The sequence below is a fragment of the Rugamonas aquatica genome (assembly GCF_009380215.1).
Taxonomy (GTDB): Bacteria; Pseudomonadota; Gammaproteobacteria; order Burkholderiales; family Burkholderiaceae_D; genus Rugamonas; species Rugamonas aquatica_B.
The window spans coordinates 389,022-404,727 of the sequence record NZ_WHUG01000005.1 but is presented as its reverse complement, the minus strand read 5'-3'; the positions used below and the strand labels follow the sequence as shown (position 1 = coordinate 404,727).

At 64.9% G+C, this 15,706-nt stretch carries 10 protein-coding genes; 7 read left to right on the top strand and 3 right to left on the bottom strand.

Features of this window, described 5'->3' with window-relative positions; translation table 11 throughout:
* Positions 1 to 14 precede the first annotated feature (14 nt).
* The 4 genes from fucP to GEV02_RS15735 all read left to right on the top strand — a co-directional run bounded on the left by fucP (position 15) and on the right by GEV02_RS15735 (position 6,572).
* The gene (gene fucP, locus GEV02_RS15750; RefSeq protein ID WP_152838879.1) at positions 15 to 1,304 is read left to right on the top strand and encodes an L-fucose:H+ symporter permease; all 1,290 of its coding nucleotides are present in this window, start codon (positions 15 to 17) and stop codon (positions 1,302 to 1,304) included.
* Between the two features lie 120 nt (positions 1,305 to 1,424).
* On the top strand, positions 1,425 to 3,050 hold the full coding sequence (locus tag GEV02_RS15745) for an oleate hydratase (protein ID WP_408014853.1): 1,626 nt from the start codon (positions 1,425 to 1,427) through the stop codon (positions 3,048 to 3,050).
* A gap of 56 nt (positions 3,051 to 3,106) precedes the next feature.
* Entirely contained in the window at positions 3,107 to 6,082 is a 2,976-nt protein-coding gene (locus GEV02_RS15740; RefSeq protein ID WP_152838877.1) for a sensor histidine kinase, read from the top strand.
* Positions 6,083 to 6,146: 64 nt separating this feature from the next.
* Complete coding sequence (locus GEV02_RS15735; RefSeq protein WP_235922791.1) at positions 6,147 to 6,572, top strand: hypothetical protein; 426 nt, start codon at positions 6,147 to 6,149, stop codon at positions 6,570 to 6,572.
* Here GEV02_RS15735 and GEV02_RS15730 read toward each other — a convergent pair.
* Complete coding sequence (locus tag GEV02_RS15730) at positions 6,564 to 7,028, bottom strand: hypothetical protein (protein ID WP_152838876.1); 465 nt, start codon at positions 7,026 to 7,028, stop codon at positions 6,564 to 6,566. The two genes, GEV02_RS15735 and GEV02_RS15730, sit on opposite strands and share 9 nt — an antisense overlap.
* A gap of 171 nt (positions 7,029 to 7,199) precedes the next feature.
* Between GEV02_RS15730 and GEV02_RS15725 the strand changes: the two genes are divergently transcribed.
* Positions 7,200 to 7,823, top strand: a complete 624-nt coding sequence (locus GEV02_RS15725; RefSeq protein ID WP_152838875.1) for a 2OG-Fe(II) oxygenase — start codon at positions 7,200 to 7,202, stop codon at positions 7,821 to 7,823.
* A 10-nt stretch (positions 7,824 to 7,833) separates the two neighbouring features.
* Here GEV02_RS15725 and GEV02_RS15720 read toward each other — a convergent pair whose 3' ends face one another.
* A complete protein-coding gene (locus tag GEV02_RS15720; protein ID WP_152838874.1) occupies positions 7,834 to 8,301 on the bottom strand; it encodes a cyanophycin metabolism-associated DUF1854 family protein in 468 nt (155 codons plus the stop codon).
* A 12-nt stretch (positions 8,302 to 8,313) separates the two neighbouring features.
* Positions 8,314 to 10,587, bottom strand: coding sequence for a cyanophycin metabolism-associated ABC transporter (locus GEV02_RS15715; protein ID WP_152838873.1), 2,274 nt, complete (start codon positions 10,585 to 10,587; stop codon positions 8,314 to 8,316).
* Positions 10,588 to 10,848: 261 nt separating this feature from the next.
* Here GEV02_RS15715 and GEV02_RS15710 point away from each other — a divergent pair, with 261 nt between their 5' ends.
* Together GEV02_RS15710 and cphA are read left to right on the top strand one after the other, a co-directional pair.
* Complete coding sequence (locus GEV02_RS15710; protein ID WP_152838872.1) at positions 10,849 to 13,014, top strand: cyanophycin synthetase; 2,166 nt, start codon at positions 10,849 to 10,851, stop codon at positions 13,012 to 13,014.
* Positions 13,015 to 13,041: 27 nt separating this feature from the next.
* Positions 13,042 to 15,612, top strand: a complete 2,571-nt coding sequence (gene cphA, locus GEV02_RS15705; RefSeq protein ID WP_152838871.1) for a cyanophycin synthetase — start codon at positions 13,042 to 13,044, stop codon at positions 15,610 to 15,612.
* Positions 15,613 to 15,706: the final 94 nt, after the last annotated feature.

Genomic DNA, 15,706 nt, shown 5'->3' with positions numbered 1-15,706 from the left:
GAGACTCTTAAAGCATGGAACACTATTCGCAAGCCGTCCCGATGCAGGGCGGCCAGACGCAGACCGGCGGCAATACCGGTCCGCTGATTATCGTCACCATCCTGTTCTTCATGTGGGGTCTGCTGACCTCCCTGAACGACGTGCTGATCCCGCACCTGAAGGCGGTCTACACGCTGACCTATGTGCAGGCGATGCTGGTGCAGTTCTGCTTCTTCGGCGCCTACTTCATCGTCTCGCTGCCGGCCGGTATGCTCATCAAGAAGATCGGCTACCAGAACGGCGCCGTCGCCGGCCTGACCATCGCGGCGGCCGGCTGCGCGCTGTTTTATCCAGCGGCCACCAGCGGCTACACGCTGTTCCTGATCGCCTTCTTCGTGCTGGCGGGCGGCATCACCATTCTTCAGGTGGCGGCCAATCCTTACGTGACGGTGCTGGGCGATCCGCAGACGGCGTCCAGCCGCCTGACCTTGACCCAGGCCTTCAACTCGCTGGGCACGACCGTGGCGCCTGCGCTGGGCGGCATGCTGATCCTGGCCGGCGGCGTGATGAGCTCCGCCGACCTGGCCAAGCTGACCACCGAACAGCTGTCGGCTTACCACGCGACCCAGGCGGCCAGCGTGCAGGGCCCGTACCTGGTGCTGGCTGCGGCCTTGCTGGCATTGGCGGTCTTGTTCGCGCTGGCGCGCCTGCCGAAGATCGTCGACGCCGAACAGGCCGACGGCGAGAGCGCCGGCTGGTCGGCCGTGCTGCAGCACCGTCATCTGGTGCTGGGCGCGCTGGCGATCTTCCTGTACGTGGGCGGGGAAGTCAGTATCGGCAGCTTCCTGATTAACTTCATGGGCGATCCGAAAGTGGCGGGCCTGTCGGCCGCCGACGCGGCGCCGTTCGTCAGCTACTACTGGGGCGGCGCGATGGTGGGCCGCTTCATTGGCTTCGCCGCGATGCGCTACGTCAGCCCGGGCAAGGCGCTGGCCTTCAACTCGGCGGCCGTGATCGTGCTGGTGCTGACCGCCATCTTCAGCGGCGGCCACGTGGCGATGTGGGCGATGCTGGCTGTTGGCCTGTTCAACTCCATCATGTTCCCGACCATCTTCTCGATGGCGCTCAACAAGCTGGGACCATTGACCGGCCAGGGCTCGGGCGTGCTGTGCATGGCCATCGTCGGCGGCGCGCTGGTGCCGTTCGCGCAAGGCCTGCTGGCCGACACCATCAGCCTGCAGATGTCCTTCCTGGTGCCTGCGGTCTGCTACACCTTCATCCTGTACTTCGGCCTGAAATACGCCGGCATGTATTCGGACAAGTAAGCGCGCGTCGTGTAAGACCGGGCTCCCTGCGGGGAGCCCTTTTTTTTTACCAGTTATATTTTTTGGATTTTTGATCTAGCGCATGGAAGTAGTGCTTTAGCGTAACGTACAGCATTTTTGATAACAAATCCCGCACTATCATGGCAACTTCTTTCCAAGGAAAAGGACAGCGCCATGAGCAAATCTATCAAAGCATATCTGGTCGGCGGCGGCATCGGTTCGCTGTCGGCAGCGGCCTTCATGATCCGCGACGCCGGCGTCGACGGCCGCAACATCACCATCTTCGAAGCCATGCCGCTGGCCGGCGGCAGCCTCGATGGCGGCGGCGATGCCGACAGCGGCTACACCCTGCGCGGCGGCCGCATGCTCACCACCGACAACTACGAATGCACCTGGGACCTGTTCAAGTCCATCCCCTCGCTGGAGCACGAAGGCCAGAGCGTCTACGACGAAACCGCCGCCTTCAACGCCATGCACAAATCGCACTCGCAGGCCCGCCTGGTGGACCGCAACCGCTTCCGCGTCAACGTCACATCGATGGGCTTCACCATGCAGGACCGCACCGAGCTGCTGGCCCTGGCCGAAGCGGACGAGGAAAAGCTGGGCAACAGCGCCATCACCGACTGGCTGTCGCCCGAATTCTTCGACACCAAATTCTGGTACATGTGGGCCACCACCTTCGCCTTCCAGCCGTGGCACAGCGCCGTGGAATTCAAGCGCTACCTGCACCGCTTCATGATGGAGTTCTCGCGTATCGAAACGCTGGCGGGCGTCAAGCGCACTGTCTACAACCAGTACGACTCGCTGGTGCGGCCATTGCAGCACTGGCTGCAGCAGCAGGGCGTACAGGTCATCCACAACTGCAAGGTCGACGACATCGAATTGATGGAGGAAGGCGGCGTGCTGACCGTGACCGCGCTGCGCTGCACCCGCAACGGCGAAGCCACCACCGTCGCCGTCGCCCCCCAGGATCTGGTGTTCTTCCAGAACGGCTCGATGACCGACGCCTCCAGCCACGGCAGCATGCACAGCGCGCCGCCCAAGCTGGACAAACGCGACAGCCAGGGCTGGGCGCTGTGGGAAAAGCTGGCGGTGGACCGTCCTCAGTTCGGCAACCCGGCCGCCTTCAATTCCAGCATCCCGGAATCGTGGTGGGAGTCCTTCACCGTCACGCTGAAAGACCCAGCGTTCTTCAACAAGATGGAGCAGTTCAGCGGCAACGTCGCCGGCACCGGTGGCCTGGTCACGTTCAAGGATTCGAACTGGCTGATGTCGATCGTGCTGGCGCACCAGCCGCACTTCGCCGGCCAGCCGGAAGGCGTGCAGGTATTCTGGGGCTATGCGCTGCACCCCGACCGCATCGGCAATTTCGTCGCCAAGCCCATGGCCGATTGCAGCGGTGAAGAGATCCTGCGCGAGTTGTGCGGCCACCTGAACTTCGACATGGAGATCATGGCCAAGGCCAACTGCATCCCTTGCCGCATGCCCTACATCACCAGCATGTTCATGCCGCGCCATCACAGCGATCGTCCGCTGCCGGTGCCGCTCAATTCGCGCAACCTGGCCTTTGTCAGCCAGTTCGTCGAAGTGCCGGAGGACGTGGTGTTCACCGTCGAATACTCGGTGCGCGCGGCGCAGATGGCGGTGTACCAGCTGCTCGACGTCAAGCGCGAGATACCGCCGGTCAGCCACCATGACCAGTCGCTCAAGGTCAAGCTCGACGCGCTGGTGAAGGCCTTCAGGTAGGCCACAACTGAGCGGGCGTGTGGTAAATTCGGCGTTTCCCCGAATAGAAATTTTCAATGCCCGTTCAACTCCGCAGTATCGCCCGTGCCGGCGCGATCGCCTTACTGGCCTTGGCCGCCTGCACCCACGCCATCGCCGCCGATTTGCCTTACTGGCGCACAGGCCTGCTGCAAACCGGATGGGGCAAGAAGGACGGCGCGCCGTCCTCGGTCTATTCGATGACCCAGGACAGCGCGGGCGTGCTGTGGTTCGCCGCCCGCGACGGCCTGTATCACTTCGACGGCGCCCGCTTCGAGCGCGCCGACCGCGTCGATGGCAATCCGCTGCTGTCGCCGGTGACGCTATGCGTGGATGCCTACGGCGACGCGCTGTGGGTGGGCTACCAGTTCGGCGGCGTCAGCGTCTTCGAACACGGCAAGGCGCGCCACTATCGGGAGGCGCAGGGCGTGCCGGCAGGCTCCATCCATCATTTCGGCAGAACGCCGAAGGGCGCGATGTGGTTCTCCAGCAGCCAGGGCATGCACTGGCTCGACGGCGAGCGCTGGCGCCAAGCCGGCCCGCAGGACGGCCTGCCGGAAGGCCAGACCAGTGCATTCAACGTGCTGCCCGACGGCAGCCTGCTGGTCTACTTCCCCGATGGGATATACCGCAGCGAGCCGGAGTCGCACCGCTTCCGGCGCGTGCTGGAGCAGCCCGGCGTCGAGGGCGGCGAGTTGCGGCCGGACGGCACGCTGGTCATCAACAGCCAGCTGCACGGCATGCAGCTGTTCGATCCGGCCAAGGGTACGGTAGCGCCGTTCGCGCTGCACAACGGCCAGTTGCCGATGCAGGGTTTTGCCATCGACCGGCGCGGCGCGCTGTGGGTCAGCATCGGCAACGGAGTGCAGCTGCTCGACCGCGACCAGCGTCCGCAAAAGACCTTCACGCCCGCGCAGGGATTGGTGGGCAAGGGCTTCAGCTCCATGCTCGACGACCGTGAAGGCAATATGTGGCTGGCCACCGAGGCCGGTATCAACCGCATACGGGAGACCCGGCTGACGGCGATCGATCTGCCGGTCGGCATGGACGCGCCCAGCGTGGTGGCCGGCAGCGATGGCATGGTCTGGATTAACAACCTCAAGACGCAAGGCGCCTTCGACCTGCCCACCTTCAGCCTGGCCGCCGACGGCACGCGCACCACCACGGCGATCAAGAAAGTCTCCGCTACCTACCGCCACACCGACGGCACGATCTGGTTCGCCACCGACAAGGCGCTGTGGCGCCGTCAGGGTGCGCAGTTGCAGTCGTGGCAGCGGCCCGCCGATCTGGGCGACAAGGATACGCAGGCGATGACGATGGACGCGCAGGGCACGCTGTGGCTGTCGATCATCGGCAAGGGCATTTACGGCTTCCGTGACGGCGCCTGGCTGGCGCGTAACGGCCGCAGCGACCTGCCCAAGCGCACCGCCGTTTCGCTGATGACGGATGCCGGTGGCGGCGTGTGGTTCGGTTACACCGAAAACAATCTGGCGCTGCTGGACCACGACAAGATCCGCCAGTTCGGCGCCGCCGACGGCCTTGAAGTGGGCAACATCCTGGTCATGTCGCGGCGCGGCGAGCGGCTGTGGGTCGGCGGCGAACGCGGGCTGGCCTGGTTCGACGGCAAGCGCTTCGCCACCCTGCACGACGCCGACGGCAAGGGCTTCCACGGCGTCTCCGGCATCGTCGAGACGAAGGACGGCGAGTTGTGGCTGCACGATGCCGATGGCCTGGTGCGCATCGACGCCAAGGCGCTGACGGGCTTGCGCAGCGGGGCCGCCGGCCTGCCGGCCGAACGTTTCAACTATCTGGACGGCCATGACGGCACGCCGTCCCAGGTGCGGCCCGTGCCCACGCTGGTGCAGGCCACCGATGGCCGCCTGTGGTACTACACCGACAGCAGCGTGGGCTGGATCGATCCGGCGCACATCGAGCGCAACCGGCGCGCGCCGCTGGCTTGGGTGACGGCGCTGAAGACCGCGCAGGGCAGCTATCTGCCGGGGCAGGGCATCGCCTTGCCGCCGCACACCGACAATCTGGAGGTGGACTTCACCGCCGCCGCGCTGTCCATCCCCGAGCGCACGCGCTTCCGTTTCCGCCTGACCGGCCTGGATACAGCGTGGCGCGCCGCCGGCAGCGCGCGCCAGGCCTTCTACACCAACCTCGGTCCCGGCGACTATCGTTTCGAGGTGGTCGCCGCCAACGAAGACGGCGTGTGGAGCAATACCGCCGGCAGCATCGTCTTCAGCATCGCACCGTCGCCGACGCAGACGATCTGGTTCAAGCTGGCGTGCGGCGCCGCAGCGCTGGCGGCCTTGTACATGCTGTATCGCTGGCGCATGGCTGCGGCGACGGCGCGTATCGGCGAGCGCCTGCGCGAACGGGCGCTGGAACGCGAACGCATCGCGCGCACCTTGCACGACACCTTCCTGCAAAGCCTGCAGGGGCTGATGCTGCGCTTTGACCTTATCAAGAAAGCGCTGCCCGCCGCCGACCCTGCGCAGCAGCAGATCGACAAGGCGCTGCAGGCCGCCGACGACGTAATCAACGAGGGCCGCAGGCAGGTGCTGGATCTGCGCGTGACCAACGACTACCGGGGTGATCTGGGTGCAGCGCTGGCGGACTTCGGCCGCGAGACGGCGCAGCAACACGGCGTGGCGTTCTCGCTCAACACCTCGGGCGTACCGCGCCCGCTGGCGGCGATGGTGCAGGACGAAGTATTCGCCATCGGCCGCGAAGCCTTGTTCAACGCCTTCCGCCATGCGGGCGGCAGCGAAGTCGCGGTCGATCTGGACTACTCCGCCCGCGCCTTCGGCATGACGGTGCGTGATAACGGCAAGGGCGTCGACCAGGACGTGCTGGCGGCGGGGCAGCGTCCCGGCCACTGGGGCCTGATCGGAATGCGTGAACGCGCGGAGCGCATCGGCGGCACGCTGGCGTTGGACTGCTCGCCCACATCGGGCACGCGAGTGTGCCTGCGCATGCCGTCGCACAGCGCCTACGCGTCAAAATAGGGGGGCGCCTGCATGGTTTGCTGACCACCGCTACACTTTTCATATTCGCTATGTGGAGGTGTTCATGGCAGTCGGCATCGGAAGCAAGCAGTGGTTTGGATTGATCGTCCTGGCGACGATGTACGCGCATTATTTCTACTTATGGTCGGTGCTGTATCTGGTGGCGGAGTATCGCGCCAGCCAGTGGCGGCCGGTGTCGCTGGACGAGAAGGCGGTGCTGATACGCTGCGGCGTGTTCGCGGCCGACCGCACGGTATCCTGCGACATGATCGAATCGGTGGCCCGCTGCGGCAGCGACATCCGCCGCCAGCGCGGCGTGCTGCGTTACCGACAGTTCGGCAGCATCAACGTGGAGATACGCCTGAAGGCCTGCAGAAAACTAGCCAACGGCTTCGGCCGCGCCCAAGCCATCTCGCGCATCTGCATCAGCCTCGACAAGCCCGATGCCTTCATCGACGCCGTGCGCGCGCGGCTGGCTAAGCTAGGCTAGAACGCCCATCAGCTTTTGCACCGGGCTTAGTTCAATCAACGAGTCGAGCTCATCGATCTCCAGCATTACGTCGTTGTACGCGACTGCGCGTAGCGGCTCGATTTCTTCCGCATCGGTTTGTCTGGCCTCATGCAGCAGGTGTTGAATTGCCGGCGCGTCCAGCAGATCGGACTTGGTAATCAGCGCCGCGTACTTGCGCACATCGGCGTGCAGCGCCGCAATCTTTTCTGCTGGTCGTATCGCGAAATTGAGGATGCCGAAAACGGAGAACGCAGCCAGCATCCATGTCGCAGCGACCGGCATCTGTGCCGCAATGGCCGCGATGGCACTGCTTCCGGCCAACAAGCTGATGAAGGTGAACGTAGTTTGAATACGCCGGTAGAAGCGCACGCTGCGCTGGCAGAAGCGCTGTGCATAGGGCAATTCAATCTGCAGTTGGTCCTTATCCAGTTCCATGTCATTCTCCTGAGGTGGTTCCGGGAGCTTTATTGTAGGCCTTTCAGGCCCGGACTGACGGGCGCACGAATCCATCTTGCGACTGCTTTTTGAGATCGCTTTGCGTGAAATCAGCAGTGCGCCGGTCTGGGCGGCATATGAGTGTTACCATGGCCGCTCACCAGGAGTCCTATGCCTACCGAACTCCCCGCCAGCGACTATGGCCTGCATCAACCGACGCTCGATGGACTGGCCCAGCATGGCTGGTCGCAACAGAACCTGTTCCTATCCCATGATCTGACGCTGGCCCTGGCCGCCGAATGCCGCGCCGGCGCCGCTGCTGGCGCGTTGGCCTTGGCCGCTGTCGGCCGTGGGACCGCGCAGGCGGTGCGCGGCGACATACGCGGCGACCGCATCCTGTGGCTGGAAGCCGGCCAGTCCGCCGCCTGCGACCGCTATCTGGTGGTGATGGAAGCCTTGCGCCTCGCGCTGAATCGCGAATTCTTCCTGGGCCTCGACAGCTACGAAAGCCACTACGCGCTGTACACGCCAGGCGCTGCCTACGGCAAGCACCTGGACCGCTTTCGCGACGACGATCTGCGCACCGTATCGGTGGTGATCTATCTGAACCCGGATTGGCAATTGGAGCAGGGAGGTGCGCTGCGCCTGCATCCGCTGGATGCGCCCAGCAGCGACATCGCGCCCATGGGCAGCCGGCTGGTGCTATTCCTGTCGGCCGACATGCCGCATGAAGTGCTGCCGGCCACGCACGACCGGCTGTCGCTGGCCGGCTGGTTCCGCCGCCGGCCGCACTGAGAGAACGCGCTTACAGGAAGCGGTCGAGGATTTTCTTGCTGTGCTTATCCAACTCGCGCACATCGCGGATCAGATAATGGATGCCATGGATGTCGGAGATCAGCAGCGTATCCACCGTCAACCGGCGGATGTCTTCCTCACCGCGCAGCACGAACTCCGTGTCGCCGCGATCGGTCGCCACCGACCAGGTGCACGGCGTCGCGAAGCTGGTCACGCTGTTGATGCGCGCGATCTCCGGCATGAACTCGCGCCCCTCCAGCTCCTCGCGCACCAGCTGCCCCACGGCCGCCGGCAAATCCTCGATGCGGTCGATCCAGCCCACTTCCTTGCCGTCGGTGCTCACCAGCGCGATGCCATCGTCCGGCGCCTGCACCGGGAAGGCGCGCACCGGCGCCACGCTCTCGTGGACATCGCCATCGGCCGTGGTCAGTACCAGGCGGCCGAAGACGTTGCGTGTCAAATCAAAATTCGTCGTCATATTCTTGTTCTCTTATTCTTTGCTGGCGCTGTCGTCGAGATCCGTATCGACGTTGCGGGCTTGCGCCTGATACAGGCGGTAGTAGGCGCCTTCGCGTGACATCAGATCGTCGTGCGCGCCTTCCTCCACCACCACGCCGCGATCCAGCACCACCAGGCGGTCCGCCTTCTGCAGCGTGGACAGGCGGTGCGCGATGGCGATCGTGGTGCGGCCTTGCACCAGGTTCTCCAGCGCGCGCTGGATTTCCTTCTCCGTCTCCGAGTCGACCGAGGACGTGGCTTCGTCGAGGATCAGGATCTTCGGATCGATCAGCAGCGCGCGCGCGATCGAGATGCGCTGACGCTCGCCGCCGGACAAGCCCTGTCCGCGTTCGCCCACCATCGAATCGTAACCCTGCGGCAGACGCAGGATGAACTCATGCGCGTGCGCGGCGCGGGCGGCGGCGATGATCTCGGCGCGGGTCGCTTCCGGCTTGCCGTAGGCCAGATTCTCGGCGATGGTGCCGAAGAACAGGAACGGCTCCTGCAACACCAGGCCGATGTTGCGGCGGTAGTCCGACACCGCGAACGAGCGGATGTCCACGCCATCGAGCATGATCGCGCCTTCCGACACGTCGTAGAAGCGGCAGATCAGATTGACCAGCGTCGACTTGCCGGAACCCGAGTGGCCCACCAGGCCTATCATCTCGCCGGCCTTGATGTCGATCGAGATGCCGCGGTTGACGGCGCGGTTCCCGTAGCGGAAGCCCACTTCGCGCAAGGTGATGTTGCCATCGACCTTGGCCAGCTTGACCGGGTTAGCAGGCTCCGGCACCGACGACACGTGGTCGAGAATGTCGAAGATGCGCTTGGCGGCCGATGCCGATTTCTGCGTCACCGATACGATGCGGCTCATCGAATCCAGGCGGCCGTAGAAGCGGCTGGAGTAAGCGATGAAGGCCGACAGCACACCGACCGTGATATGGCCCTTGGACACCTGGTAAATACCGAACACCCAGATCACCAGCAAACCCAGCTCCGTCAGGAAGGACACGGTCGGCGAGAACAGCGACCAGATTTTATTGAGCTTGTCGTTGACGGCCAGATTGTGCTTGTTGGCGGTGCGGAAGCGCGACGCTTCACGCGACTCCTGCGCGAACGCCTTCACCACGCGGATGCCGGGGATGGTATCGGCCAGCACGTTGGTCACTTCGCCCCATACGCGGTCGATCTTCTCGAAGCCGGTGCGCAGACGGTCGCGCACCACGTGGATCAGCCACGCGATGAACGGCAGCGGCAGCAGCGTGAACAAGGCCAGCCACGGATCGATGGAGAACAGGATCACGCCGGTCATGATAATCATCAGACAGTCCGACGCGAAGTCCAGCAAGTGCAGCGACAGGAACACGCAAATGCGGTCGCTCTCGCTGCCGATGCGCGACATCAGATCGCCGGTGCGCTTGCCGCCGAAGTATTCCAGCGACAGCCGCAGCAGGTGGTCATAAGTCTCGGTGCGCAGGTCGGCGCCGATGCGCTCCGACACCAGCGCCAGCACATAGGTCTTGCCCCAGCCCAGCACCCACGCCAGCACCGCCGACGCCACCAGGCCCGACATGTACAGCGCCACCAGCGACGAATCGACCGGCGCGCCGTTTTGATAGGGGATCAGCACCTTGTCCATCAGCGGGATGGTCAGGTAGGGCGGGATCATGTGCGCGCCGGTCGACAGCAGCATCAGCGCGAAGCCGAAGCCCAGTTGCAGCTTGTACGGCCCGGCGAAGCGCCACAGGCGGAACAGCGTCCAGGTCGACGGCGGCGTGTAGACCACCTTGGTGCAGATCGGGCACTCTTCCTGTTCCGGCTCCAGCGGCGCCTTGCAGCTCGGGCACACGCTTTTTTCCTCGCGCACCACCGGCACGCCCGTGGCGTGGCTGTCGCGGTGGGCGTCGAACTGTTCGACCAGGCGGATCGCGTGCAGGTTCTGGCCCAGCGTGAAGCGCCAGGCGCCCAGCCGGCCGCTGCCGTTGACCAGCTCCAGATGGCCGACGCCGGCGTGATCGTGGTGTTTGAGCGCCAGATCCTTGGCGAAAGCCCAGCTTTGCCAGTCGCTGCGGCCCGGCGCGCGCGCCAGTACGCGCTTGTCCGTGACGAGAATTATCCCCTTGGAAAAACGAAGTTGTTCATCCAAGTCAACCTCCAGGGCACTTGCAACGTTTTCCCCTTGGGAAAGTTGTGCCTGTATCTCGGAACGCCAGCGCTCGGGAAGCTCGCTCTGGCTGGAGTCGGAGGAAAGTTGTTCTGTTGTCATCGTGCAGCGTACTCCAGTGGCGAAAAGGTGGAACAAAGGTGGAACTAGTAGGTGTTGCAGCTGATAAAAGCGCTGTATTTACGGTATTCTGTCAGCTGCTACATCTTTGACAGAAATCAAGAAAAATCAGTGTTTTGTTGGCGGCAAGTATAACGCACGCGCAGGGTGGGCCAAATGCAATTTGGCGGCCAGCGGTGGTACAGAGGTTAAAATACGGCGCGGGCTGGCCACGGCTGATAACAAAGATACAAGAATAGAAACATGACCAAGAAGAAAGACATAGAAGTTCTCCGCGTCACCCATTTGCGCGGACCCAATATCTGGACGTATCGCCCGGTGATCGAGGCGTGGCTGGATATCGGCGAGCTGGAGAATTTCCCCTCGAATTTGTTGCCTGGCTTGTATGAGCGTCTGACCGCCATCCTGCCTGGCCTGATTATCCACCGCTGCGGCGTGGGCGAGCACGGCGGCTTCCTGGAGCGCCTGCGCGACGGCACGTATGCCGGCCACATCCTCGAACACGTGGTGCTGGAGCTGCAAAACCTGGCCGGCATGAAAACCGGCTTCGGCAAGACGCGCCAGATCGGCGAGAACACCGGCCTGTACAAGATGGCCTTCCGTACCCGCCAGGAACAGGTCGGCCGCGCCGCCCTGGCCGCCGGGCGCGACCTGCTGATGGCGATGATCGAAGACCGTCCCTACGACCTGGCCGCCACCGTGATCGACCTGACCGACCTGGTCGAATCGGTATGCCTGGGCCCGAGCACGGCCAACATCGTCGACGCCGCCACCGTGCGCAAGATTCCATCGATCCGCCTGACCGACGGCAACCTGGTGCAACTGGGCCATGGCGCCCGCCAGCGCCGCATCTGGACCGCCGAGACCGAAGACACCAGCGCCATCGCCGAAGGCATCGCCAGCGACAAGGACTTGACCAAGTCGCTGCTGGCCTCGTGCGGCGTGCCCGTGCCTGAAGGCGAACTGGTCACCAGCGCCGAAGCGGCCTGGGAAGCGGCGCAGGACATCGGCGTGCCGGTCGTGGTCAAGCCGTATGACGGCAACCATGGCCGTGGCGTCTCGCTCAACCTGATGACCGAAGCCGACGTCACCGCCGCCTACGCCCTGGCCGCGCGCAAGGGCGACAGCAAGAGCGTGATCGTCGAGCGCTTCATCGCCGGCAACGAACACCGCCTGCTGGTGGTGGGCAAGCGCCTGATCGCGGCCGCCGCCGGCGAATCGCTGTGGGTTACCGGCAACGGCAAATCCAACATCATCGAACTGGTCGACGACCAGATCAACACCGATCCGCGCCGCGGCACCACGGAAGATTCGCCGCTGAACGCGCTGGCGCCTGAACACGGCGCCGAGATCATCCTGGAGCTGGAGCGCCAGGGCATGACCGCCTATTCCGTGCCGCAGGACGGCCAGAAAGTGCTGATCCAGCCGAACGGCAACGTCGCCTTCGACGTCACCGACAAAGTGCACCCGCAAGTGGCCGCGATGGCCACGCTGGCCGCGCGCGTGGTCGGCCTGGACATCGCCGGCATCGACGTGGTGGCCGCCGACATCTCGCGTCCATTGGAAGAGCAGGGCGGCGCCATCATCGAAGTCAATGCCAGCCCTGGCCTGCTGGCCCACCTGAAGCCTGCCAGCGGCGAGCCGCGCAACGTCGGCGAAGCCATCGTCGACCACCTGTTCGCGCAGGATGAAAGCGGCCGCATGCCCATCGTCGGCATCACCGGCAAGCACGGCGCCACCATGGCCTCGCGCCTGATCGCCTGGCTGCTGCAAATCAGCGGCAAGAAGGTCGGCCTGAGCTGCGCCGACGGCTTGTTCGTCAACGGCCGCCTGCTGCCGCGCGACGGCTTCACCGACTGGGAAACCGGCGAGCGCCTGCTGCTCAACAAGAACGTCGAAGCCGGCGTGTTCGAAGCCAGCGCCCGCATGATCCTGACCGAAGGCCTGGCCTACGACAAGTGCGCGGTCGGCGTGGTGACGGACGTCAGCGATGTCGAAGACGTGGCCGAGTTCCACATCGCCAGCCTCGATAAGCTGTACGGCGTGCTGCGCACCCAGGTCGACGTGATCCTGCCGAGCGGTGTGGCGGTGCTCAACGCCGCCGACGCGCAAGTGGTCGACATGGCCGACCTGTGCGACGGCGAAGTGATTTTCTACGGCGTCGACGAGCACCTGGCCGCCATCGCCCAGCACCGCCAGGACGGCAAGCGCGTGGTGTTCCAGCGTGCCGGCAGCATCGTGCTGGCCCAGGGCTACGACGATGCCGCCAGCCTGCCGCTGTCGCCGCTGGTGCCGCCGGAAGCCGTGCTGGCCGCGATTGCCGCCGGCTGGGCGCTGGGCTTGACGCCAGAGCTGATCGGCGCCGGCCTGCGCACCTTCGATGCGAACCCAAAGCGAACTCATCACTGATACATCACTGAAAGCATAAGCAGATTTATGGAAGTCATCCGCACCCGCGCCCTTCGCGGCCCGAATCTTTGGAGCCACCACACGGCGGTGGAAGTGATCGTATCGTGCCCGCCCGAGGAGCAGTCGATCGCCACGCTGCCCGGCTTCGAGCAGCGCCTGCACGCACGCTTCCCCGCCATCGGCGCCCTGCATACCAGCGGCCACACCGACGCCGTGCCGCTGGCGCGCGTGCTGGAAGTGGCGGCACTGAGCTTGCAAGCGCAAGCCGGTTGCCCCGTCACCTTCAGCCGCACCACGGCCACGCTGGAAGACGGCATCTATCAGACCGTCGTCGAGTACACAGAGGAAGCCGTCGGCCGCCTGGCGATGACGCTGGCGCACAACCTGATCAACGCCGCCCTGGCCGACACCCCGTTCGACCTGACCGGCGCCCTGAACGAACTGCGCGACCTCGATGAAGACGTGCGCCTGGGCCCAAGCACCGGCGCCATCGTCAGTGCCGCCATCGCGCGCGACATCCCGATCCGCCGCCTGACCGAAGGCAGCATGGTGATGTTCGGCTGGGGCTCGCGCCAGCGCCGCATTCAGGCCGCCGAGATGGACAGCACCAGCGCCATCGGCGAATCGATCGCCCAGGACAAGGAACTGACCAAGAAGCTGCTGCACGCGGCCGGCGTGCCGGTGCCTATCGGCCGCTCGGTCGAAGACGTCGAAGACGCCTGGGCCGCAGCGCAGGAAATCGGCCTGCCGGTGGTAGTCAAACCGAAGGACGGCAACCAGGGCAAGGGCGTCACCGTCAACGTGATGTCGAAGGAGCACCTGGAAAAGGCCTTCAACACCGCCAAGGAATTCCGCGACAACATCATGGTCGAGCGCTACCTGCCGGGCCACGATTATCGCCTGCTCGTCATCGGCAACAAGCTGGTGGCCGCTGCGCGCCGCGATCCGCCGCAAGTGGTGGGTGATGGCGTGCACACCGTGCGCGAACTGGTCAACATCGTCAATTCCGATCCGCGCCGCGGCAGCGGCCATTCGACCTCGCTGACCAAGATCCGTTTCGACGACATCGCCCTGGCGCGCCTGGCGCTGCAGGACCTGGAAGCCGATTCGATTCCGGCCAAGGGCCAGCGCGTCATCCTGCGCAACAACGCCAACCTGTCGACCGGCGGCACGGCCACCGATGTCACCGACGACGTGCACCCGGAAGTGGCGGCACGCGCTGTTGAAGCGGCGCAGATGATCGGCCTCGATATCTGCGGCGTCGACGTGGTCTGCGACGGCGTGCTGCAACCGATCGAGAACCAGCGCGGCGGCGTGGTCGAAGTCAACGCCGCTCCAGGCCTGCGCATGCACATCGCGCCATCGTTCGGCAAGGGCCGCGCGGTGGGTGAGGCCATCGTCAACACCATGTTCGCGCCGGGCGAGAACGGCCGCATCCCCGTGGTCGCCGTCACCGGCACCAACGGCAAGACCACCACCGTGCGTCTGATCGCCCACCTGCTGACCGCCAGCGGCCTGCGCACCGGCATGACCAACACCGACGGCGTCTACATCGAAGGCCGCCAGACCGACAGCGGCGATTGCAGCGGCCCGCGCAGCGCGCGCAACGTGCTGCTGCACCCTGACGTCGACGCAGCCGTGTTCGAAACGGCGCGTGGCGGCGTGCTGCGTGAAGGCCTGGCCTTCGACCGCTGCCAGGTTGCCGTCGTCACCAACATCGGCAGCGGCGACCACCTCGGCCTGAACTACATCACCACGGTGGAAGACCTGGCCGTGCTGAAACGCGTGATCGTGCAGAACGTCTCCGAAAGCGGCTTCGCCGTGCTGAACGCCGTCGACCCTATCGTCGCCGGCATGGCTGCGACCTGCCGCGGCAAGGTGATCTTCTTCGGCGCCGACCGTGGCCATCCCGTGATCGCCACCCACCTGGCGCAAGGCAGCCGCACCGTGTACGTGGAAGACGGTCACGTGGTCGCAGCGGAAGGCAAGGACAGCCACCGCATTCCGCTGTCCGAAGTGCCGATTACCCGCAACGGCGCCATCGGCTTCCAGGTCGAGAACGTGATGGCCTCGGTGGCCGCCGCGTGGGGCGTGGGTATCAGCTGGGACGCGATCCGCCTCGGCCTGAAAACCTTCGCTAACGATTCCGACAACGCGCCCGGCCGCTTCAACGTGTTCGACTACAAGGGCGCGACGCTGATCGCCGACTACGGCCACAATCCGGACGCCATCCTGGCGCTGGTGCAGGCGGTGGAAACCATGCCGGCCAAGCGCCGTTCGGTGGTCATCAGCGGCGCCGGCGACCGTCGCGATCAGGACATCACGCAGCAGACCGAAATCCTCGGCCGCGCCTTCGACGACGTGATCCTGTACGAAGACCAGTGCCAGCGCGGCCGCACCGACGGCGAAGTGGTGGCCCTGCTGCGTTCGGGCCTGAACGGCGCACCGCGCACCTCGCACATCCAGGAGATCTACGGCGAGTTCCTCGCCATCGATACCGCCCTGGGCCGCCTGAAAGAGGGCGACCTGTGCCTGATCCTGGTCGACCAGGTGGAAGAAGCGCTGGCCCACATCGCCAAGCGTATCGCCGAAGCCTGAGGTCCGGCGCTCACGTGAAAAACCGGCCTGCTGGCCGGTTTTTTTTCGTCCGCGCCCGTGACATTTGGTGACATTGCAATCGGACGCAGGATTC